The sequence below is a fragment of the Lentzea sp. NPDC004782 genome, assembly GCF_040609115.1.
Classification (GTDB): Bacteria; Actinomycetota; Actinomycetes; order Mycobacteriales; family Pseudonocardiaceae; genus Lentzea.
This window is the reverse complement of record NZ_JBEXJN010000002.1, coordinates 161,418-182,342: the sequence shown is the minus strand read 5'-3', so window position 1 is coordinate 182,342 and position 20,925 is coordinate 161,418. Positions and strand designations below refer to the sequence as shown.

The window sequence follows — 20,925 nt, the reverse complement described above, 5'->3', positions numbered from 1 at the left end:
GCCGCATCGGGTAAGCATGTGCCCGGAAGAGGGGAAGGTGCATGAGCCTGCACGTCGCGGTCGACTTCGGCACGTCCAGCACCTGCGTCGCCGTCTCGGCCCACGGCCGGGAGCCGCAGGTCGTCGTGTTCGACGGCCAGCCGCTGGTGCCGTCCGCCGTGTTCGCCGCCGCCGACGGCACGTTGTTCGTGGGTCAGGAGGCCGAACGTCAGGCCGCGGTGGACCCCGCCCGGTACGAGCCGCACCCGAAGCGCCGCGTCGACGAGGGCGAGTTGCTGCTGGGCAGCACTGTGCTGCCCGTTGTCGACGTTGTGCGCGCGGTGCTGACGCGTGCGGTCGGAGAAGCGCGCCGGGTCGGTGGTGGGGCACCGGTCGACCTTCTCGTGCTGACGCACCCCGCTGACTGGGGCACCGTCCGCACCCGCGTGCTGCTTCAGGCCGCGCGGGGACTCGGTCGTGAGCTGGTGCTCGTGCCGGAACCCGTCGCGGCCGCCGTCTTCCACTCCGCGAGCCACTCCGTGCCGGACGGTGCCGCGCTCGCCGTGCTCGACCTCGGTGGCGGAACGGTGGACGCGAGTGTGGTGGCGCGCACGGGCAAGGGTTTCCGGGTGCTCTCGACCAAGGGCGACCCGAGTTTTGGCGGCGCGGACGTCGACCAGGCGCTGCTGGAACACGTGGGCGGCTTGGTCGCGGCCAAGGACCCGGAGGCGTGGCGTCAGCTCGTCGAGGGCCGTGAGATGGCCGACCGGCGCAAGCGGCGAGTGCTGCGGCAGGACGTGCGGGGAGCCAAGGAGACGCTGTCCCGGCACGCCTACACCGACGTGCCGATGCCGCCGCCGTTCCCCGACGCGCACGTCACCAGGTCAGACCTGGAGCAGCTGATCACCGCGCCGCTGAGCCGGGCGGCCGCGCTGGTGGGTGCGGCCGTGCGTGACGCGGGTCTCGCCCCGCAGCAGCTGGCCGGGGTGTTCCTGGTCGGCGGGTCGAGCCGGATTCCCCTGGTCGCGCGGCTGGTCCACGAGCACACGCGCGTGGTGCCGACGAGCATCGACCAGCCGGAGACCGTCGTGGCCCGCGGCGCGCTGCGAGCGGTCAGCCTCGACCCGGAACGGACCGGCGGCGTCGCCCCGCAGAAGCGGCCGCAGGGCGGTCCGGGTGACGTCACCCACAACCTCCGGGTGACCGACGACGCCACCCGCAAGATCACCCGCCGGATCACGCCGCCACCGGTCGCGCAGTTCCCCTCCGCGTTCCCCGCGCCCCCGCCACCGCCGAAGAAGAGCAAGACGCCGCTGTTCGTCACGATCGGTGTCGTGGTGGTGCTCGCCGCAGCCGGTGTAGGCGGTTATCTCTGGTTGCGCCCGGAGAAGCCGCAGCAGCCGAACCCGCCGGCGAACCAGATCGCCGTGTACGACTACAGCTTCACCCGGCCGGACGGCTGGGAGCAGACGGGCGGCGCGCCGAACGACCGGCAGGTGCTTTTGCGGCCGATTGACCGCAAAACCACCGGCCCGGATTCGCCGGTCGACCGCATTGCTGTGCAGGAGCAAACACTTCTCTACGACAGTGACGTGGATCGCCCGCGAGCGCTCAAAGAACTGAAGGACCAATACGACAAGCGGGTGGGTGACGGGGACAAGGTCTCCGGATTTGCTGATGCGACCACATTCGCGGACAAGTCTGTTGTTCACTATCGCGAAGAAGCGAACGGCGCCGCGGTCGACTGGTACATCCAGTTCGCCCGCAAGGCTCAGGTGAGCGTGGGTTGCCAGGCCACCGAGGCCGGCAGGACGCAGGTCCGCACCGCGTGCGAGCAGATCGTCCGCTCACTGGTCATCAAGCCGCAGTAGCAACGTCAGGGGAGTTGCCGATGTCCGCCACCGAGGCCCTTGGCCGATTCCGCGCCGACGTGGGAGCCGCCGTCACCCGTGCCCGTCGTGCCGCCGGTGAGATCGGTGAACGCAATGCCAAGCTGCGGGAACGCACGCGTGACCTGGCCAGGCAGACTCGGGAGGCCGGTGCTCGGGCCACCTCGGCGGAGGTGCGGGAGGCGGCAGCCGGGTTCCGCGCCGACCGCGGGTTGCCCGTCGTGCAGGTGCCCGACGTGGCCGAGCCGGCTCCAGTTGAGACGCAGCCGCCGGCCACTCTCGGTTCGGTCGCCGTCGCCGGTCCGAGTGGCCAACTTCCCCGTGTGAGTGACGATGACGAGGACTTTTCGCAGTCGCGAATCCTTTACTGACACCTGGTTTCACCCGGACCCGTTTACTAGCGCAACTACTTCGAAAGAAGTCGCGACAGGGTGGAACCGACATGGCAGGGTCCTCGTCGGAAGAGGCGTACCAACCAAGAAGTACGGCCTGAAGTTCTAGACATAGGGGGCTCTCCCATGGGCAGTTTCTCTCTTACGCCTGCCGACCTGGACGCCTTGGCGAAGCACATCTCCGAGGTCAACGACCAGACGCAGGGCACGCTCCGTGGAATTCGCAATGCCGCCGACGGTGTTGCCAACGCCTGGTCGGGTGAGGCTGCCACGGCCTTCCAGAAGCTGATCGAGCGCTTCCAGGACGACGCGAACAAGGTGCAGGAGGCGCTGATGGAGATCTGCTCCCAGATCTCGAGCTCCTCGGACGTCTACAAGCGCAACGAGGAAGAGCAGAAGGGCGCGCTCGGCGGCATCGCCGGCCGTCTCGCCTGATCCGTCCTGGTCGTCAACGCTTCACACCTTCAACTTTTCGACTACTTCTAGGGGAGATTGATCATGGACGGCGGCATCAAGGCTACCTTCGGCGAGATCGAGAGCGCCGGTTCGCAGATCAGCAGTGGCGCTTCGCAGGTCCAGCAGCAGCTGGACGACCTGAAGGCGCAGGTCGACAAGACCCTGGCGGCGTGGGAAGGCTCCGCGCAGGGCGCGTACCAGGCCTCGCAGGCCAAGTGGGCGCAGGCCGCGGGCGACCTGCAGGCCGTGCTCGCTGCCATCGGTACCGCCGTGCAGCAGGCCGCCGAGGCCTACCGCACCGCCGAGCAGCAGAACACGCAGCGCTGGGGCTAGAACCCGCTGCACTGCCGCTAGACCCTCGCGAGCCCCGGAACCACGTGGTCCGGGGCTCGCGTACGTCCGGGGGTGGCAGCTCACAGGGGGCCGTTTTGGTCCCCGCACCACCCATCCGGTATCTTCTTACGTTGTTGTGCGGTAGCTGGCGCCCGTGTGTGCCGCGCCTGTCTCGGAACCTCCGCTTGGCCCGTCCAAGATCGGTCTGGGGCAACCGCCGCAGTGACCCCAGACGCAAGTGACGACGAGGTAGATCCGTGCGCACGTACAGCCCGAAGCCCGGTGAGGTGACCCGCACCTGGCACGTGATCGACGCCCAGGACGTGGTGCTCGGCCGGCTCGCCACCCAGGCCGCGACGCTGCTGCGCGGCAAGCACAAGCCGACCTACGCCCCTCACGTTGACACCGGTGACTTCGTGGTCATCATCAACGCTGACAAGGTCGCCCTGACCGGCTCGAAGCGGGACCAGGAGTTCCAGTACCGCCACTCCGGCTTCCCCGGCGGTCTGCGCAAGCAGTCCTTCGGCGAGGTTCTGGACACGCGTCCGGACCGCCTGGTGGAGAAGGCGATCAAGGGCATGCTGCCCAAGAACCGCCTGGGCCGTCAGATCGCGAACAAGCTGAAGGTCTACAGCGGACCGAACCACCCGCACGCGGCCCAGCAGCCGCAGGCCTTCGAGATCAAGAAGATCGCCCAGTGAGCGACGAGTACACCGAGGAAGTTCCTGTGACCACCCCTGAGAACGAGACCCCTGACGCCGTCGAGGCCGTCGAGGTCGAGGCCGAGGTCGTCGAGGCTCCCGAGGCCGAGGCCGCTGAGGCTGAGGTCGTGGAGACCTCCGCGCCGGTGGTCGCGCCCTCGCTGAACGGCGCCGCGCACCTCGCGCAGACCGTCGGCCGCCGCAAGGAGGCCGTCGTCCGCGTCCGCCTCGTGCCCGGCACCGGCAAGTTCACCCTCAACGGCAAGGCCCTCGAGGACTACTTCCCGAACAAGGTGCACCAGCAGCTCATCAAGGAGCCGCTCGTCACCGCCGAGAAGCCCGAGACCTTCGACGTGATCGCCAACCTGCGTGGCGGCGGCATCACCGGCCAGGCCGGTGCGCTGCGTCTCGCCATCGCGCGTGCGCTGATCGCCGTCGACTCCGAGGACCGCCCGGCGCTCAAGAAGGCCGGCTTCCTCACCCGTGACCCGAGGGTCAAGGAGCGCAAGAAGTACGGTCTCAAGAAGGCCCGCAAGGCGCCTCAGTACTCCAAGCGCTGACGCTCCATCGCTGGGGGAGCTGTGTCTGCGTTCGTCAGACCACTGCTCTTCCGCGGTGACTGCGGGGACACCCCGCACGCCGAGCGCCCAGCTGTACCTGCGGGAGCAGCAGTTCACCTCGAACTGCTGCTCCCGCAGTGTTTTCCGGGTCTTTCCCGCAGCCTCGCAGTGTGTCCATTTCGGAGGATTCATGGCCCGCCTGTTCGGCACCGACGGAGTGCGTGGTCTCGCCAACGCCGATCTCACCCCTGAGCTCGCGATGTCCGTCGCCGCCGCAGCGGCACGTGTGCTCGCCGAGCACGACCGTTCCCACCGTCCGGTCGCGGTCGTCGGCCGCGACCCCAGGGCGAGCAGCGAGATGCTCGACGCCGCGGTCACCGCGGGCCTCACCTCGGCCGGTGCGGACGTGCTGCGGGTCGGTGCGCTGCCCACGCCGGCCGTCGCCCACCTCGTCTCCGCGCTGGGTGCCGACATCGGTGTGATGATCTCCGCGTCGCACAACGCGATGCCGGACAACGGGATCAAGCTCTTCGCCGCGGGCGGCCACAAGCTGCCCGACGAGGTCGAGGACGAGATCGAGCAGCACATGGGCACGAGCTTCGACCGGCCCACCGGTGCCGCGATCGGCCGGGTCCGCGACGTCCTCGACGCCGAGACCCAGTACGTCGAGCACCTGCTCAAGATCACACCGCACCGCCTCGACGGCCTCAAGGTCGTGGTGGACTGCGCGAACGGTGCCGCGTCGGTGGCCGCACCGGACGCGTACCGCCGCGCCGGGGCCGAGGTGATCGCGATCAACGCGACCCCGGACGGCCTCAACATCAACGACGGTTGTGGCTCGACGCACATCGACGTCGTGGCCGCCGCGGTCCGCGAGCACGGTGCCGACCTGGGCATCGCGCACGACGGTGACGCCGACCGCTGTCTCGCCGTGGACGCGGAGGGCGACATCGTCGACGGTGACCAGATCCTCGCGATCCTCGCGCTCGCCATGCGCGACGCGGGCGAGCTGTACGAGGACACGCTCGTCGCCACGGTGATGAGCAACCTCGGCCTGCACATCGCCATGAAGGAAGCGAACATCCGCCTGCGCACCACGGCTGTCGGCGACCGGTACGTGCTGCAGGACCTCAAGGCCGGCGGCTTCTCGCTCGGCGGAGAGCAGTCCGGTCACGTGGTGCTGCCCGCGCACGCCACCACCGGCGACGGCCTGCTGACCGCGTTGCGCCTGATGGCCCGCATGGCCGAGACCGGCAAGTCGCTCGCCGACCTCGCCTCGGTGATGCGCCGCCTGCCGCAGGTCCTGATCAACGTGAAGGTCTCGGACAAGGCCGCCGTGGCCAGGGCCGCGTCGGTCAGCGAGGCCGTGGCCGCCGTCGAGGCCGAGCTGGGCGAGACCGGCCGCGTGCTGCTGCGTCCGTCCGGAACCGAGCAGCTCGTGCGGGTGATGGTCGAGGCCACCAGTCACGAACAGGCCGAGTCCGCCGCGCAGCGCCTCGCGGGTGTGGTTTCCTCGGTGCACTGAGGATCTCGGAGGACCCGTGGCTTTCTTGTTGGTACTGATCTTCCTGCTCGTCCTGGTGGTCGTCGCGGTGGTGCTGGTGATAGTGCTGACCACCAGGAGGAAACCCGCGCAGCCGCCGTATCCCCCGCAGCAGGGTTACCCGTACCAGCAGTTCCCGCCGGGGCAGCAGGGCTACCCGCAGCCCCCGCCTCCTCCCGGTCACCAGCCGTACCCGCCGCAGGGACAGCAGCCTCCGGCGCCGGGCGGCTGGTGACCGCCTGGCCGACAGCAGCGGCCACCCGACCGGTGTGATCATCGGCGAGTGCCGCCGAATGGCTGTTTACTAAGGCAACCGACATCACGGAGCCCCGGTCAGCGAATGATCGGAGCTGGCACTGTATGGCGGAACCCGATGCGGCCGAACTGCGTCAGATCGGGGACTAGGGGAGGCGAGGAATGGCTGGATTCGGCGTTTCATCCGAGGATCTCACCAAGACCGCGGGTCAGTACGAGAGCCACGGGTCAGAGCTGGGCGCGATGAAGGCGCAGATTCTGCCGGTTGTGGGGGAACCGCACGTCGGGCGCAAGTTCAAGGGCTACGAAGGCAAGTTCAAGTCGCACTTCGACCGCCTGGGCGCCAACGTCGAGGCATTCGGCAAGGAAGCCACCGCCATCGCCACGCGTCTGAAGGACGTCGCGAAGACCTACGAGTCGACCGACCAGTCGAACTCGGGCAAGTTCAAGGGATAACGAGTCGTGGCCGACCAGAACGAGATCAAGAAGCTTCTCGACGACCCGACCGTCTCCAAGGAGACCAAGCAGCAGCTCGTGCCCGCGCTCGCGGGTGCCGGCGGGTCCGAGGAGGACGTCAAGCGCTACGCCCAGGCCAACGGCGTCGAGGTACCTGACAACCCCGGCATCGGCAGCCATGTCGGCGGCTTCCTGCTCGCGCCCGTCACCGGTGGTGCCAGTGAGGCCTACGTCCTCAGCAAAGAGGCGAAGTACTCCAACTGGACCAAAGAGGGCGGCGACGCCGACAAGATCGTGAACAAGGCCAAGGAGGAGCAGCAGCTCGGCGCGAGCCAGAAGGTGCTGAACGAGGGCGGCCCCTTCCAGAACTCCAACGTGCTGCTCGACGCGGGCGCCGCGGGCCTCAAGTTCTACGAGAAGTTCGCCCCCCTGTACCAGAAGGCCGCCGAGGCCTGCGGGCATCAGGGCGGTCAGCCGGCGGACTACGGCAAGATCAAAGAGCAGTACGAGCAGGTGCGCGACATCGACCTCGCGAAGTTCCGCGAGGACGCGCACAAGCTCGACGAGTGGACCAAGCAGCTGCAGAACCACGACAACCAGCTCGGTACCGCGTGGAACGGGCTCGGTTCGTGGGAGGGACCCGCCGCGGAGGCGGCGCGGGGCTTCCACGACAAGTTCGCCAGCGCGACGAAGGCGATGGTCACCGACACCGGCCGCGCGGGTGCCACGGTCATCGCCGGCGCCGAGAACATCTCCAAGCACGTCAAGGAGTTCGCGCAGCAGGTCCACGACCAGTACTCCGACAAGTGCGGCGGCATGACCGTCGAGCAGGTCGAGGAAGCCACTCGCCAGGCGGGCGGCGACATCATCGAGAACGACGGCGGCATCCTCGACTGGGTCGCGGGCGTCGCGAACGACATCTCCGGCGCGGTGCTCGGCGCCATCTGCGGTGGCCCGCTCGGTCTTCTGGCGGGCCTCGGCTGGGGCAGCTGGATCGACGACACCCGGCAGAAGATCATCGACGGGGCCAAGCAGAAGCTCAAGGGGTTCTGCGAGGAGTTCGACACGAAGAAGAGCGCGTTCGACGGCTACTGCGCGAACGTGCAGGACGGCATCACCAAGGACTACGAGGCCATCGACAAGGGCCTCGAGGTCGCGATCAAGGCCAACGCGATCGCGTCGGCCGGTGACGCCCCGTCCTTCGTAGACGCCGGCAAGAAGCCGACCGGCGGTGGCCCTCCTCCCGGCGGCGGTGGCCCTCCCGGTGGCGGTGGTCCTCCCGGTGGAGGCGGCGCCCCTCCCGGCGGCATGCCGGAGGTGCCGAAGCCGGAGAACCCGCTCGACAAGGACGGCGACGGCAAGCCGGACGTCCCCGGTGACACCGATGGCGACGGCAAGGTCGACGACCTCGACGGCGACGGCAAGCCGGACCACCCCAAGCCGGAGGAGAAGCTCGAGAGCGTCACGGTCAAGGCGGGCGACAACACGATCAAGGTCACCGAGCCCGACTCGAACGGGCACGTGAAGATGACGATCGACACGCCGAAGGGCGAGCCGAAGACCTACGACCTGGACTTCAGCAAGAACCCGGAGGCCGCCAAGGCGCTGATGGGCCAGAACGGCACGCAGGCCATCACGAACATGGCCAACACGCTCACCGGCACGACGCCGTCGAACCCGACGCAGGCCGGCCAGCCCGGCGCACCCGCCGGTGGCACGCCCACGCCCGGTGGCGGCGCGACGCCCGCCGGCGGCCCGCTGGGTTCGGAGTCGAACCCGATCCCGGTCGAGGTCGGCGCCGACGGCAAGATCCACATCGAGCAGGACGGTGTGAACTTCACCGCCGAGGTCAACGCCGGCACCGGCGAGATCAACCTGACCGCGGACAACGGCGACGGCACGCCTGACAAGGTCGGCGTCGAGTTCGGTGAGGACGAGAACCCCGCAGCGGCCGGCGGTGCCGGTGGCAAGCCCGGCGACCTGCGCATCGACGACCCGTTGACGCTCCCGGAGCAGGACTTCCCGCGGCGGGGCGAGGGCGAGTTCCACACGATGCCCGCGCAGGCAGGCGGTGAGTTCCAGGCCATGCCCGCCCAGGCTGCCGGCGACCAGGTCTGGAACCCGCCCGGTCAGGAGAGCGGACCGAACGTGGGTGAGCGGTTCCAGGAGTCCATGGGCCGCAACTACATCCAGGACAACGGCATCATGCCGAGCGTCGGCGAGCCCAAGATCACGGCCGACGGTCCGCAGTTCGCGCACGCGTCGGACAGCACCTCCACCTCGGGTGTCTCGTTCACCGGTGGTGCCTCCGGCCACAGCGAGTCCGTCCTGGGCGGTTCCTCGGCGGAGAGCGCCTGGAGCACCCCGTCCAGCGGCGACAACGGCTCCGGCTTCGACACCAACGCCTCCGAGGCGGGCCAGGCGGGTTCGGCGAACCTGCCGTCCATGCAGGACGCCCACAGCCAGGGCTCGACCGGTGCACCCGGCGGCATGATGGGCGGCGGGATGATGGGTGGCGGCGGCATGATGGGCGGCGGCGCCGGGGGCGGCCAGCAGGGTGGCGACACCGAGCGCGGCGCCAGCCAGTGGCGCACCACCGGTTCGCTGTTCGACGAGGACCGCGACAACAACAACCCGTTGAGCACCGTCCTGGGTGACGACCGAGGAGGGCGTTGACCATGTCGGCAGTGGGACAGGTGGACCCGAGGATCCAGGCGTTGTTCGACGAGAACCTCGCCCGGACCCGCAGGTCCAACGCCGAGATCACGGCCAAGGTCAGGGCCGACCAGGAACGCCTGGCCGCCGAGGCGAAGGCGCGCGAGGAGAAGCACCAGAAGGACCTCGCAGCGTCACTCGCGTCGGCGAAGGAGGTCGGCAAGCACGGCGACCCGCAGCAGCGCAAGCCGCAGTGGGCGCAGCGCGACCGCTCGGCCGGTGAGATGGCGTTCGGCCCGGAGGACGACGACGCCGGCTACTCGCCCGCGCCCGTCTCCGCACCGCAGCCGCCGCCTCCGCCGCCACCGGTGGCTCCGCCGCCTCCGCCGATGCGGTCGCGGCGTCCGGCCCGGGTGGACGACGACGATGACGACCTGAGCGGCCAGACCTGGCTGAGCTGACGGCTTTTCCGGCGGGCGCCCACCTCGGGTGCCCCGCCGAGGCCGTGCTCTCAGGCGGGACGCTTGCGCAGCGCTTCTCGCTGGAAGACGAGCTCCGCGTTCTTGACGTCGCTGTCGAGCAGCTCGTCGTACATGCGCTCACCGGTCAGCACTCGCAGCAGGAACGCGGTCACGAAGGCACGCCCGAGCTTGTGCGATCCCCGTTCGGCGCGCCCGTCGAGCAGGAGCTCGCTCCAGTGCCGCCCCTCGGTGAACCCGAGGTGCGACGCCTTGGGCAGCAGCCGCAGTTGCACGGGACCGCCCCACGCCTGGGCGATCGCCTCGGCGTGCCCGACCGGTGGTGCGATCCGGTCCTCGCCGGCCGCGAGGTGCAGGCCGGGCACCTGGACCTCCCGTGCGGCGTCCAGTGCGGACGGACGGGTCTCCGTTGCGGCCAAAGTCACAACGGCCCGGACGCGATCGGCTTCCGCCGCCGCCAGCACGGCCGCGCCGCCGCCCATCGAGTGCCCGGCCAGTGCGACGCGGGCCGGGTCGACGCTGATGTCCCCGGTTCCCAGCCGCACGCCGGTGCAGATGTCCAAAGTGGTCAGCAGGTTCGCCGCCAGCACCCGCGACGACAGCAGCGGTCCGCGCTCCACGGCCGGTGCCGCGGCGACGACGCCCCACGACGCCAGGTGCCGCAAAAGCCCGTGGTAGCGGCGAACGGGCTGCATCCAGCCGTGTCCGAACGCGACGGCGGGCAGGCCCAGGCCCGCGGTGGGCGTGAAGATCACTCCGGGCAGGCCGACGAGCGCGAGGTCGCCGCGCAGCACCGGGTGCGGACCGGGCCTGCTGAGCTGCTCGAGGGCCTGTTTCGCGGTCAGCGTGATCACGCGGCGAGCCATGGGGTGAACCGTAGTCGATCCTGTCGCGCGCACCACACCTGAGATTGGTCTACACCATACGGGCTTCTGACCAGCGCAAACGGCGCGTCGCCACTCATTAGGGTTACCGGCGTGGTCTAGCTAGTCTGTTTCCCGTGTGCGGAATCGTGGGATACGTGGGTCACCGGGCAGCGCTCGACGTCGTCCTGGACGGGCTGAGGCGGCTCGAGTACCGGGGTTACGACTCGGCAGGCGTCGCGGTCATCAACGAGGGCGACCTCGCCGTCGAGCGCAAGGCGGGCCGGCTGCAGAACCTGGAGACGAGGCTCGACGAGGTGGGCCGCGACAACTTCGCGGGCACCGTCGGCATGGGGCACACGCGGTGGGCGACTCACGGCGCGCCGATCGACCGCAACAGCCACCCGCACCGCGACGCGACGAACCGCGTCGCCGTGGTGCACAACGGCATCATCGAGAACTTCGCCGCGTTGCGCGCCGAGCTCGAAGGTCTCGGCGTCGAGATGGCGTCCGACACCGACACCGAGACGGTCGCGCACCTCGTGGCGTTCGCCTACACCGAGGGCGACACGAAGGGTGACCTGCCTGCCAGCGTGCGCAAGATCGTGCGCCGCCTCGAAGGCGCGTTCACCCTCGTGTTCACGCACGCCGACGAGCCGGACCAGGTCGTCGCCGCCCGCCGCAACTCCCCGCTGGTCGTGGGTGTCGGCGAGGGCGAGCACTTCGTGGCGAGCGACGTCTCCGCGTTCATCGCGCACACCAAGGAGGCCGTCGAGCTGGGTCAGGACCAGATGGTCGTGATCACCCGCGACGGCTACGAGGTCACCGACTTCGACGGCGAGCCCGCCGACGCCAAGCCGTTCACGGTCAACTGGGACCTCAGCGCCGCCGAGAAGGGCGGTCACGAGTACTTCATGCTCAAGGAGATCGAGGAGCAGCCGGACGCGCTGGCCAACACGCTGCGCGGCCACTTCTCGAACGGCCGGATCGTGCTCGACGAGCAGCGCCTGTCCGACCAGGACCTGCGTGACGTCGACAAGGTCTTCGTCGTCGCCTGCGGTTCCGCCTACCACTCCGGTCTCGTCGCGAAGTACGCGATCGAGCACTGGACCCGCCTGCCCGTCGAGGTCGAGCTCGCCTCCGAGTTCCGCTACCGCGACCCGGTGCTCGACCGCGACACGCTCGTCGTCGCCGTGTCGCAGTCCGGCGAGACCGCCGACACGCTGGAGGCCGTGCGCCACGCCCGTGCGCAGAAGGCCCGCGTACTGGCCGTCTGCAACACCAACGGCGCGCAGATCCCGCGCGAGTCCGACGCCGTCCTCTACACGCACGCCGGTCCGGAGATCGGTGTCGCGTCGACGAAGGCGTTCCTCGCCCAGATCGCCGCGAACTACCTGGTGGGCCTGGCCCTGGCGCAGGCACGCGGCACCAAGTACCCGGACGAGGTCGCTCGCGAGTTCCACGAGCTGGAGGCCATGCCCGAGGCCGTGCAGCGCGTGCTCGGCACCGTCGAGCAGGTCCGTGCCCTCGGTCGTGAGCTGGCCGACTCGAAGGCGGTGCTGTTCCTCGGCCGCCACGTCGGCTACCCGGTCGCACTGGAGGGCGCGCTCAAGCTCAAGGAGCTCGCCTACATGCACGCCGAGGGTTTCGCGGCCGGTGAGCTCAAGCACGGCCCGATCGCGCTGATCGAGGAGAACCTCCCGGTCGTCGTGGTCATGCCGTCGCCGAAGGGCCGTGCCGTCCTGCACTCGAAGCTGGTGTCGAACATCAGCGAGATCCAGGCCCGCGGTGCCCGCACGATCGTGATCGCGGAGGAGGGCGACGAGACCGTCCGCCCGTTCGCCAATCACCTGATCGAGATCCCGGCCGTCCCGACCCTGCTGCAGCCGCTCATCTCGACGGTCCCGCTGCAGGTGCTCGCCGCCGAGATCGCGCGCAGCCGCGGCTACGACGTGGACAAGCCCCGCAACCTGGCGAAGTCCGTTACGGTCGAGTGAGTGAGGGGCGTCTGGCACACCGAACGCGTCAAGTCCGCTGAAGAAGAGCTCATGGCGGTGGTCCCGCCGGGCTCGTTGATGCGCAAGGCCGCGTTCGGTGTGGCCACCCACGCCCTCAGACTGCTTTCCGGACGCCGCCGCGTGACGTTGCTCGTGGGTGCGGGCAACAACGGCGGCGACGCCCTCTGGGCCGGGTATTTCCTGCGCCGTCGCGGTGTCGCGGTGTCCGCAGTCCTGCTCAACCCGGCCAAGGCGCACGCCGAGGGCCTCGCGGCTTTCCGGCGCGCCGGCGGCCGGGTCGTCTCCGAGGTCGGGTCGCCGGACCTGGTGATCGACGGCATCGTGGGGCTCTCCGCGCGCGGCCCGCTGCGCCCCGACGCCGCCGCGCTGGTCGACTCGGTTCGCGCGCCGATCCTGGCCGTCGATCTGCCGAGCGGCATCGACCCGGACACCGGCGAGATCTCCGGGCCCTTCGTGCGAGCCCACACGACGGTGACGTTCGGCTGCCTGAAGCCGGTGCACGCGCTGGCCGAGTGCGGTGACGTGCGGCTGGTCGACATCGGCCTGCGGCCGGTGGACCCCGACTTCGTGCTGCTCGACCGTGCGGACATCACCTGGCCGGTGCCGGGCCCGTCCGACGACAAGTACACCCAGGGCGTCACGGGCGTGGCGGCCGGCAGCGCGACGTATCCGGGCGCCGCGGTCCTGTCCACGGGTGCCGCGGTGCTGGCGACGTCGGGCATGGTCCGCTACGCCGGTCCCGCCGCCGACGCGATCCGCGCGCGCTGGCCCGAGACGATCTGCACCGGCTCGATCACCGACGCCGGACGCGTCCAGGCCTGGGTGGCCGGCCCCGGCATGGGCACCGGGCCGTCGTCGGCCGAGGTGCTCCGGTTCGTGCTGGACGCGGGGGTCCCGGTGATCGCCGACGCGGACGCGATCACGTTGCTGTCGCAGCACCCCGAGCTGTGGGACGCCCGCGACCCGGACACCCCGCTCGTGCTGACCCCGCACGACCGGGAGTTCGAACGACTGGCCGGACCGGTGGGCGCGGACCGCGTCGCGGCGGCGCGGAAGGCCGCTCAGCGCTTCAACGCCGTGGTGCTGCTCAAGGGGCATCGGACCGTGGTGGCGGCGCCGGACGGACGGGCGCTGGTCAACTCGGCGACCTCGTCCTGGCCTGCGACGGCGGGCTCCGGCGACGTGCTGTCCGGGATCATCGGCGCGTTGCTGGCCGCTGGCGTGGACCCGTTCCTGGCGGCGGGACGTGCCGCGTACCTGCACGTCTTGGCCGCCGAGCTGGGTGCGGACGGCGCACCGGTGCCCGCTTCGGGGCTGATGGAGGCGATTCCGGCGGCGATTCGGCTCGTCCGGGGTGGCTGAGCTGCCCGTTCGTCCGCGATCCCGATCTTGTCGGTGTCGGCTGGGATAATTGGATCAGGGGACCCCCTGGGAGGGGACCCCTGCGCGAGCGCGGGCCTGAGCGCTCGCTCACACCTGGTGAGCTGCGGACTCATGGCACGATGAACAGGTTATGGCCCGTTCAGAAGTGGTTGTCGACCTCGGTGCGCTGCGGCACAACGCAGCGCTGCTCGCCGGCCTCGCCCCGCAGTCGGAGACGATGGCCGTCGTCAAGGCGGACGGCTACGGTCACGGCGCGGTGGAGGTCGCCAGGGCGGCGCTGGAAGCCGGCGCGACCTGGCTCGGTTCCTGTTCCACCCAGGAAGCCCTCGCGCTGCGGGCGGCCGGCATCCGCGCCCCGATCCTGGCCTGGCTCGACGCACCGGACGAGGACCTGGCCGCCGGGATCGCGGCCGACGTCGACCTGTCGGTGTCGTCGATCTCCGGCCTGCGCAGGGTCGAGCAGGCCGCGGAGGAGGCCGACGCGCGGCCCCGGATCCACCTGAAGATCGACACCGGCCTGAGCCGCAACGGCTGCCAGCCGCACGACTGGCCGGAACTGGTGGAACAGGCCAGGAAGCACGAGGTCGTGGCCGTCTGGTCGCACCTCGCGTGCGCCGACGAGATCGGTCACCCGTCGATCGACCTGCAGGCCAAGAGGTTCGACGACGCCTACGAGGTGGCGAAGGCCCACGGCCTCGACCCGAAGAGGCACATCGCGAACTCCGCCGCCCTGCTCACGCGCCCGGACCTGCACTTCGACATCGTCCGGCCGGGCATCGCGATGTACGGGCTGAACCCGGTGCCGACCGACCACGACCTGCGCCCGGTGATGAGCTACCGGTCGTACGTGGCACTCACGAAACGTATCCCCGCCGGCGAGTCGGTCTCCTACGGGATGACATGGACCGCGCAGAAGGACACGACGCTGGCACTGGTGCCCGCCGGGTACGCGGACGGTGTCCCGAGGGCGCTCTCCGGCCGGATGGAGGTGCTCCTGGAGGGGAAGCGCCGCCCGGTCGTCGGGCGTGTCTGCATGGACCAGATCGTCGTGGACTGCGGGGACGACGAGATTGCCGAGGGTGCCCAGGCCGTCCTGTTCGGCGACGGGAGCCGGGGGGAGCCGACGGCGACGGAGTGGGCGGAGCTGACCGGGACGATCGACTACGAGATCGTCTGCGGGATGTACCGGCCGCGGGTGCGGAGGATCTACACGTGAAGCCGGTGTGGAAGGTCGTCGGGTGGGTCGGTGGTGCGCTCGGTGCCGCCGTCGCCGGTGCCGCGGTGGCGCAGACGGCGAAGGTGTCGCACCAGCGCAGGACGGCCACCGACTGCCTTGCCGACGAGCCGTTAGGCGCGCTGCGGCCCGATCGCGAGTCGACCGTGGCCGCGGACGACGGCGTGCCGATCTCCGTCGAGGAGGTCGACCCCGGTGACGGTGGCGCCGCCGACCTCACCGTGGTCCTGGTGCACGGGTTCGCGCTGGACCGCCGCTGCTGGCACTTCCAGCGCCGCGACCTCGCGGAGCTGATCGACCCGCGCGTCCACCAGGTGCTCTACGACCAGCGAAGCCACGGCCGCTCCGGGCGTTCCTCCGCCGAGGGCAGCACGATCGAGCAGCTGGCGCTCGACCTCGACGCGGTGATCCGCTCGGTCGTGCCGGAGGGGCCGCTCGTGCTCGTCGGCCACTCGATGGGCGGCATGACGATCATGGCGCTGGCCGAGAGCCGGCCGGAGCTCTTCGCCGAACGGGTGCGCGGTGTCGCGTTGATCGGCACGGCCGCCGGAGCCGTGGGCGGTGCGGGCCTGCCGAAGTCGGTGCTCTCGCGCTACAACCCCGTGACGCTCGGCATCGGCCGCCTCGCCGGGGTGCAGCCCGCGCTCGTCGAGTGGGTCCGTCGCGGCGCGAAGACCCTCACGTGGAGCGGCATCCGGACGCTGGCGTTCGGCGACCGCGAGGTGGCTCCGTCCCTTGTGGACCTGATGGAGAAGATGATCAACGGGACGACGGTGAAGGTGCTCACCGAGTTCCTGGAGACCCTCGGCACGCACGACCGCTACCGGGCGCTGGCGGGCCTGCGGCACTGCGAGGTGCTGATCCTGAGCGGCGACGCGGACAGGCTCACGCCGTTCTCGCACGCCGAGCGGATGGCCGAGGAAATGCCCCACGCCACCCTCGTCCGGGCCCCCGGTGCCGGGCACATGGTGATGATGGAGCAGGCTGATCTCGTCAACGACCACCTGGTCGCGCTGATCGAACGGTGCGCGGCCGATCGCGGAGAGAGTCGGAAGAAGTGGTGGCGCCGAGCGTGAAGACCGTCGAACTGCCCCTGGTGGAAGACACCGAGGAGTTCGGCCGCAAGCTGGGTGAAGTCGTGCGGGCGGGCGACCTGCTGCTGCTCGCCGGGCCGTTGGGTGCGGGGAAGACGGCACTGGTGCGCGGGCTCGCGCGCGGCCTTGGGGTGCAGGGCAGGGTGTCGTCGCCGACGTTCGTCATCGCCCGCGTCCACGAGCCCGCCGAGGATGGCCGGGGCGTGCCGCTGGTGCACGTCGACGCATACCGGCTCGGGGGTCACCTGGACGAGTTGGACGATCTTGATCTGGACACGGACCTGGTCGATGCCGTGGTCGCCGTCGAGTGGGGCGAGGGCGTCGCGGAACGCCTGAGTGAAGATCATCTCCTCATCCGGCTGGAGCGCGGAACCGACGACGTTCGCACAGCTCAGCTGATCCCGCACGGCGAGTGGGCGGCTCGTGACCTCCCTGTGTGACGATGATCAGCGCATGGGGTGAAGTCCATTAAGGACAGAGCGTGACGAGCCGATGACCCTTGCATGATCAAGAAGACGCTTGTTGCGACTGCTGTCATCGGTGGCGCCATGCTGGTCGCCGCGTCCCCCGCCTCCGCCGGCGAGGGCCACGGCCGCTCCGGCCACGGCATCAGCGTCGCGGACAACCTGTGTGCCGCTCCGTGGCAGTGGAACGGCCCGTTCTCGCTGCTGCACGAGGGTCACGCGCCCGGCTACGCCGCGTGCAACGACAACTCGGCCGCTGGTGGCTCGGACATCAGCATCGCCAACAACGCCTGCCTGCTGCCGTGGCAGTGGAACGGCCCGCTGGAGATCTTCACGGTCGACCACGCGCCGTCCTACGTCGCCTGCAACGGCAACTCGGCCGGCTGATCGGCGGACGTCGCGGGGGATGGCCGGACGAGCCCATCGGCCATCCCCCGCGACCGTCCTCTCAGGACAGCTCGCGTTTGAGTACCTTGCCCATCTCGTTGCGCGGCAAGGCTTCCAGATAACGCACCACCCGCGGCCTCTTGTGCGGTGACAACAGCTTCGCCACGTGGTCGCTGAGCACCGACGGTTCGGGCGCCGCACCCGCGGGCACGACCCAGGCCACGATCCGCTCGCCGAGGTCGTCGTCCGGCTCGCCGGTCACCGCCACCTCGGCCACCGCCGGGTGCTCCAGCAGGGCGTTCTCGATCTCGCCCGCGCCGATCTTGTAGCCGCCGCTCTTGATGAGGTCCGTGGCCCTGCGCCCGACGATCCGGATGTACCCGTCGGGATCGCGCACCGCCATGTCGCCGGTCCGGAACCACCCGTCGCGGAACGCCTGCTCCGTCGCGTCCGGACGGTTGAGGTACTCCAGGAACAGGTTCGGCCCGCGCACCTCGATCTCACCGATGTTGCCGATGCCGACGTCGTCACCCCGCTCGTCGACCACGCGCACGTCGACCCCGTCCACCGGCAGCCCGACCGCACCGGGCCTGCGGTCGCCGTCGAACCGCACGCTGACGTTCATCAGCGTCTCGCTCATCCCGTACCGCTCGACGATGCCCTGCCCGGTCGCCCTGGCGATCCGCTCGTGGTCGCTCGCCGGCAGCGCCGCACTTCCGGAGACCAGCAGCCGGGCCGTGCGGAACTGGTCGGCCAAGGCGGCGTTGTTCTCCACCGCTTCCGCGATCCGGTGGTACATCGTCGGGACGCCGAACATCATCGTCGCGCCGGTCGCGAGCTCGTGACCGACGGCCTCCGGCGAGAACTTCACGTGCCGCACCGAGCCGCCGAGCCGCAGCGCGCCGAGGACACCGATGCCCAGCCCGTGCACGTGGAACAACGGCAGCCCGTGCACCAGCACGTCGTCGCCGGTCCACTGCCACGCCTTTGCGAGCGAGTCGATGTTCGAGGTGAGTGCGCGGCGCGGCAGCACCACGCCCTTGGGCGGGCCGGTCGTGCCCGAGGTGTAGATGACCAGCGCGGGCGTCTCGGGGCCGGGCTCGTCGAACGTCCCCGGTTCGCCGAACACGATCGGCTCGTCGCGAAGCACCAGGTCGGGCTCGCTGTCCGACATGATGTGGTCGAGCTCGCGCTCGCCCAGCTTGGGGTTGAGCGGCACGACCGCCACACCGGCGAGCAGCCCGGCGACGACCGCCACGCAGGTTTCCAGCGTCGAGGTCGCCCACACCGCCACCCGAGTCCGGCCTCGGAGCCGCTCCGCCAGAGTGCCCGCGGCCCGGTGCAGCTCGGCGTAGGTCAGGGAGTTCTCACCGAAGCGCAGGGCCTCGCGGTCACTCGGTTCAGCGAACATGGGATCCAGAGTGGTACGCGCCGCTGGAGGACGCATCGGAAGTGTGGTTCTGCACACGTACTACTCTGGACAATCGTGCTAGTGCTCGCCGTCGACACGGCCACCCCCGCAGTCACCGCCGGTGTGGTCGACCTCGCGCCCGATTCGCCGCCGCGCCTGCTCGCGAAGCGGGTGACGCTCAACGCCAAGGCGCACGGCGAGCTGCTCACCCCGCACATCAGCGACGCGCTCGAAGAGGCCGGCCACACCTTCGCCGACCTCGACGCCATCGTCGTCGGCGCGGGTCCCGGCCCGTTCACCGGCCTGCGGGTCGGCCTGGCCACGGCCGCCGCGCTCGGCCAGGCGCTGAACCGCCCCGTCTACCCGGTCGCCACCACGGACGCCATCGCCAAGGACGCCGCCAGCGGCCACCCGCTGCTCGTCGCGACCGACGCGCGGCGCAAGGAGGTCTACTGGGCCGCCTACGACGCCGCCGGTCGCCGCACCGACGGCCCGCACGTGGAACGTCCGCAGGACCTGGCGGAGAAGCTGCCGGCGCTGGGCGTGCACCACGCGACCGGTGAGGGCGCCGAGATCTACCGGGACGTCCTCGGGCTCGACACCCTCGACGCACGGCACCCGTCACCGGAGGGCCTGGTCGCCGCCGCGGCCGCCGAGGTGCTCGCCAAGGCCCGGCCCGCCGCGCTCACCCCGCTCTACCTGCGCCGCCCGGACGCGGTCGAACCGACCGGGCGCAAGCGGGTGACCAAGGCATGACCACCGGCACCGTCACGCTCGCGCCGTTGCAGCACGCCGACGTGCCCAGGTGCCACGAGATCGAGCTGGCGTTGTTCCCCGGCGAGGACCCGTGGAGCGAGAACGCGTTCCACAGCGAGCTCGACAACGGCCACTACTACGTCGGTGCGTACGCGGACAACGAGCTCATCGGGTACGCGGGGCTCGCCGCGAGCGAGTTCGAGGCCAGCGTGCACACGATCGCGGTGGCCGGGCACTGGCAGGGCCGGGGTGTGGGCAAGAAGCTCCTGCGAGACCTCCTCGCCCGCGTGGACGAGCTCGGCGTCCCGGTGTACCTCGAGGTCCGCACGGACAACGAGCCCGCGATCGCCCTGTACCTGGCGCACGGCTTCGAGCACCTCGGCCTGCGCCGCCGCTACTACCAGCCGTCGGGTGCCGACGCGTACACGATGGGAAGGCCTGCTCAAAGTGTCTGATCGCTTGATTCTCGGCATCGAGAGCTCGTGCGACGAGACGGGCGTCGGCATCGTCCGCCTCGGCCCGGACGGCTCGCTCGAACTGCTCGCCGACGAGGTCGCCTCCAGCGTCGAGGAGCACGCCCGCTTCGGCGGCGTCGTGCCGGAGGTCGCCTCGCGCGCCCACCTCGAAGCCATGGTCCCGACCATGCGCCGCGCCCTGGACGCGTCCGGTGTCGAGCTCTCCCAGATCCACTCCATCGCCGTCACCGCGGGCCCAGGCCTGGCCGGTGCGCTGCTGGTCGGCGTGTCCGCCGCGAAGGCCTACGCCGCCGCGCTGGGCAAGCCGCTCTACGGCGTGAACCACCTGGCGGGCCACGTCGCCGCCGACACGCTGCAGCACGGCGCGTTGCCGGACCGCTGCCTCGCGCTGCTGGTCTCCGGTGGCCACTCGCAGCTGCTGCTCGTCGAGGGCGGCCTGGCGAACTCGATCACCGAGATCGGGTCCACCGTGGACGACGCGGCCGGTGAGGCGTACGACAAGGTCGCGAGGCTGCTCGACCTGCCGTACCCCGGCGGTCCGCCCATAGACAAGCTCGCCAAGCAGGGCAACGGGTGCGCGATCGCGTTCCCTCGCGGCCTCACCGGCCCGCGCGACGCGAAGTACGACTTCTCGTTCTCCGGCCTGAAGACCTCCGTCGCCCGCTGGGTCGAGCGCGCCGAACGGGCCGGCGAGGAGATCCCGCTGGCCGACGTCGCCGCGTCGTTCCAGGAAGCCGTCGCGGACGTGCTGACCGCCAAAGCCATCCGTGCCGCGAAGGACTTCAAGGTCGACACGCTGGTGATCTCCGGCGGTGTCGCGGCCAACTCGCGGCTGAGCGGCCTGGCCGCCGAGCGCTGTGCGGAGGCGGGCATCGAACTGCGCGTGCCGAGGCCCCGCCTCTGCACCGACAACGGCGCGATGATCGCCGCACTCGGCGCCCACCTGGTTCACGCGGGCGCCAAGCCGTCCTCGATGGACATCTCGACCACGCCGGGCCTCCCGGTCAGCACGGTCCAAATCCTCTGACCCGGCGGCAACGCGGGGCCCCTCCGTTCCCCTGAGGGAAACGCGGGGCCCCCGCGTTACTTCCAGCATGTGGAATTTCGCTCGGGTACGCGGGGAGCTTTCGTACTCTCCGGG

At 70.4% G+C, this 20,925-nt stretch carries 22 protein-coding genes; 20 read left to right on the top strand and 2 right to left on the bottom strand.

What is annotated here, in order from left to right; all coding sequences use genetic code 11:
* Positions 1-41 precede the first annotated feature (41 nt).
* The 11 genes from ABZV40_RS02565 (at position 42) to ABZV40_RS02515 (ending at position 9,680) form a co-directional block, all read left to right on the top strand.
* Positions 42-1,850, top strand: a complete 1,809-nt coding sequence (locus tag ABZV40_RS02565) for a type VII secretion-associated protein (RefSeq protein WP_355434621.1) — start codon at positions 42-44, stop codon at positions 1,848-1,850.
* Positions 1,851-1,870: 20 nt separating this feature from the next.
* The gene (locus tag ABZV40_RS02560; RefSeq protein WP_355434619.1) at positions 1,871-2,239 is read left to right on the top strand and encodes a hypothetical protein; all 369 of its coding nucleotides are present in this window, start codon (positions 1,871-1,873) and stop codon (positions 2,237-2,239) included.
* A 147-nt stretch (positions 2,240-2,386) separates the two neighbouring features.
* Complete coding sequence (locus ABZV40_RS02555; RefSeq protein ID WP_355434616.1) at positions 2,387-2,695, top strand: WXG100 family type VII secretion target; 309 nt, start codon at positions 2,387-2,389, stop codon at positions 2,693-2,695.
* Between the two features lie 63 nt (positions 2,696-2,758).
* On the top strand, positions 2,759-3,049 hold the full coding sequence (locus ABZV40_RS02550; protein WP_355434613.1) for a WXG100 family type VII secretion target: 291 nt from the start codon (positions 2,759-2,761) through the stop codon (positions 3,047-3,049).
* A 257-nt stretch (positions 3,050-3,306) separates the two neighbouring features.
* A complete protein-coding gene (gene rplM, locus ABZV40_RS02545) occupies positions 3,307-3,750 on the top strand; it encodes a 50S ribosomal protein L13 (RefSeq protein WP_030472013.1) in 444 nt (147 codons plus the stop codon).
* A gap of 26 nt (positions 3,751-3,776) precedes the next feature.
* Complete coding sequence (gene rpsI / locus ABZV40_RS02540; RefSeq protein ID WP_355434610.1) at positions 3,777-4,310, top strand: 30S ribosomal protein S9; 534 nt, start codon at positions 3,777-3,779, stop codon at positions 4,308-4,310.
* Positions 4,311-4,500: 190 nt separating this feature from the next.
* Positions 4,501-5,835, top strand: a complete 1,335-nt coding sequence (gene glmM / locus ABZV40_RS02535) for a phosphoglucosamine mutase (protein ID WP_355434607.1) — start codon at positions 4,501-4,503, stop codon at positions 5,833-5,835.
* 16 nt (positions 5,836-5,851) lie between these two features.
* Positions 5,852-6,088 (top strand): hypothetical protein, encoded by a 237-nt coding sequence (locus tag ABZV40_RS02530; RefSeq protein WP_355434605.1) that lies wholly within the window; start codon positions 5,852-5,854, stop codon positions 6,086-6,088.
* Between the two features lie 182 nt (positions 6,089-6,270).
* Entirely contained in the window at positions 6,271-6,564 is a 294-nt protein-coding gene (locus ABZV40_RS02525; RefSeq protein WP_355434602.1) for a hypothetical protein, read from the top strand.
* 6 nt (positions 6,565-6,570) lie between these two features.
* The gene (locus ABZV40_RS02520; protein ID WP_355434599.1) at positions 6,571-9,240 is read left to right on the top strand and encodes a hypothetical protein; all 2,670 of its coding nucleotides are present in this window, start codon (positions 6,571-6,573) and stop codon (positions 9,238-9,240) included.
* Between the two features lie 2 nt (positions 9,241-9,242).
* Positions 9,243-9,680, top strand: coding sequence for a hypothetical protein (locus ABZV40_RS02515; protein ID WP_355434596.1), 438 nt, complete (start codon positions 9,243-9,245; stop codon positions 9,678-9,680).
* A gap of 50 nt (positions 9,681-9,730) precedes the next feature.
* On the opposite strand, the gene ABZV40_RS02510 is transcribed toward ABZV40_RS02515, so the two are convergent.
* On the bottom strand, positions 9,731-10,564 hold the full coding sequence (locus tag ABZV40_RS02510) for a dienelactone hydrolase family protein (RefSeq protein WP_355434594.1): 834 nt from the start codon (positions 10,562-10,564) through the stop codon (positions 9,731-9,733).
* 134 nt (positions 10,565-10,698) lie between these two features.
* Here ABZV40_RS02510 and glmS point away from each other — a divergent pair, with 134 nt between their 5' ends.
* From glmS to ABZV40_RS02480, 6 genes are all read left to right on the top strand, one after another.
* Positions 10,699-12,558, top strand: coding sequence for a glutamine--fructose-6-phosphate transaminase (isomerizing) (gene glmS, locus ABZV40_RS02505; RefSeq protein ID WP_355434591.1), 1,860 nt, complete (start codon positions 10,699-10,701; stop codon positions 12,556-12,558).
* The gene (locus ABZV40_RS02500) at positions 12,559-13,941 is read left to right on the top strand and encodes an NAD(P)H-hydrate dehydratase (protein WP_355434589.1); all 1,383 of its coding nucleotides are present in this window, start codon (positions 12,559-12,561) and stop codon (positions 13,939-13,941) included.
* A 151-nt stretch (positions 13,942-14,092) separates the two neighbouring features.
* Positions 14,093-15,178 carry an alanine racemase gene (gene alr / locus ABZV40_RS02495; protein WP_355434586.1) on the top strand — a complete coding sequence of 362 codons (1,086 nt, stop codon included), beginning with the start codon at positions 14,093-14,095 and terminating at the stop codon, positions 15,176-15,178.
* Positions 15,175-16,272: an alpha/beta hydrolase gene (locus ABZV40_RS02490; protein ID WP_355434583.1), complete on the top strand. Its 1,098-nt coding sequence runs from the start codon at positions 15,175-15,177 to the stop codon at positions 16,270-16,272. Before alr ends, ABZV40_RS02490 begins: the two co-directional genes overlap by 4 nt.
* The gene (gene tsaE, locus ABZV40_RS02485) at positions 16,269-16,730 is read left to right on the top strand and encodes a tRNA (adenosine(37)-N6)-threonylcarbamoyltransferase complex ATPase subunit type 1 TsaE (RefSeq protein ID WP_355434580.1); all 462 of its coding nucleotides are present in this window, start codon (positions 16,269-16,271) and stop codon (positions 16,728-16,730) included. Before ABZV40_RS02490 ends, tsaE begins: the two co-directional genes overlap by 4 nt.
* Before the next feature lie 63 nt (positions 16,731-16,793).
* The gene (locus ABZV40_RS02480; protein WP_355434577.1) at positions 16,794-17,141 is read left to right on the top strand and encodes a hypothetical protein; all 348 of its coding nucleotides are present in this window, start codon (positions 16,794-16,796) and stop codon (positions 17,139-17,141) included.
* Between the two features lie 61 nt (positions 17,142-17,202).
* Here the strand turns inward: ABZV40_RS02480 and ABZV40_RS02475 are convergent, their stop codons facing one another.
* Positions 17,203-18,552, bottom strand: coding sequence for an acyl-CoA synthetase (locus ABZV40_RS02475; protein ID WP_355434574.1), 1,350 nt, complete (start codon positions 18,550-18,552; stop codon positions 17,203-17,205).
* A gap of 75 nt (positions 18,553-18,627) precedes the next feature.
* On the opposite strand from ABZV40_RS02475, the gene tsaB reads away from it, so the two are divergent.
* Genes tsaB through tsaD form a run of 3 tightly spaced genes read left to right on the top strand, consistent with a single transcriptional unit; the run spans position 18,628 to position 20,811 of the window.
* A complete protein-coding gene (gene tsaB, locus ABZV40_RS02470) occupies positions 18,628-19,308 on the top strand; it encodes a tRNA (adenosine(37)-N6)-threonylcarbamoyltransferase complex dimerization subunit type 1 TsaB (protein WP_355434571.1) in 681 nt (226 codons plus the stop codon).
* On the top strand, positions 19,305-19,763 hold the full coding sequence (gene rimI / locus ABZV40_RS02465) for a ribosomal protein S18-alanine N-acetyltransferase (protein WP_355434568.1): 459 nt from the start codon (positions 19,305-19,307) through the stop codon (positions 19,761-19,763). Before tsaB ends, rimI begins: the two co-directional genes overlap by 4 nt.
* Positions 19,756-20,811, top strand: coding sequence for a tRNA (adenosine(37)-N6)-threonylcarbamoyltransferase complex transferase subunit TsaD (tsaD, locus tag ABZV40_RS02460; protein ID WP_355434565.1), 1,056 nt, complete (start codon positions 19,756-19,758; stop codon positions 20,809-20,811). The genes rimI and tsaD overlap by 8 nt, the downstream gene beginning before the upstream one ends.
* The last annotated feature ends 114 nt before the right edge of the window (positions 20,812-20,925 follow it).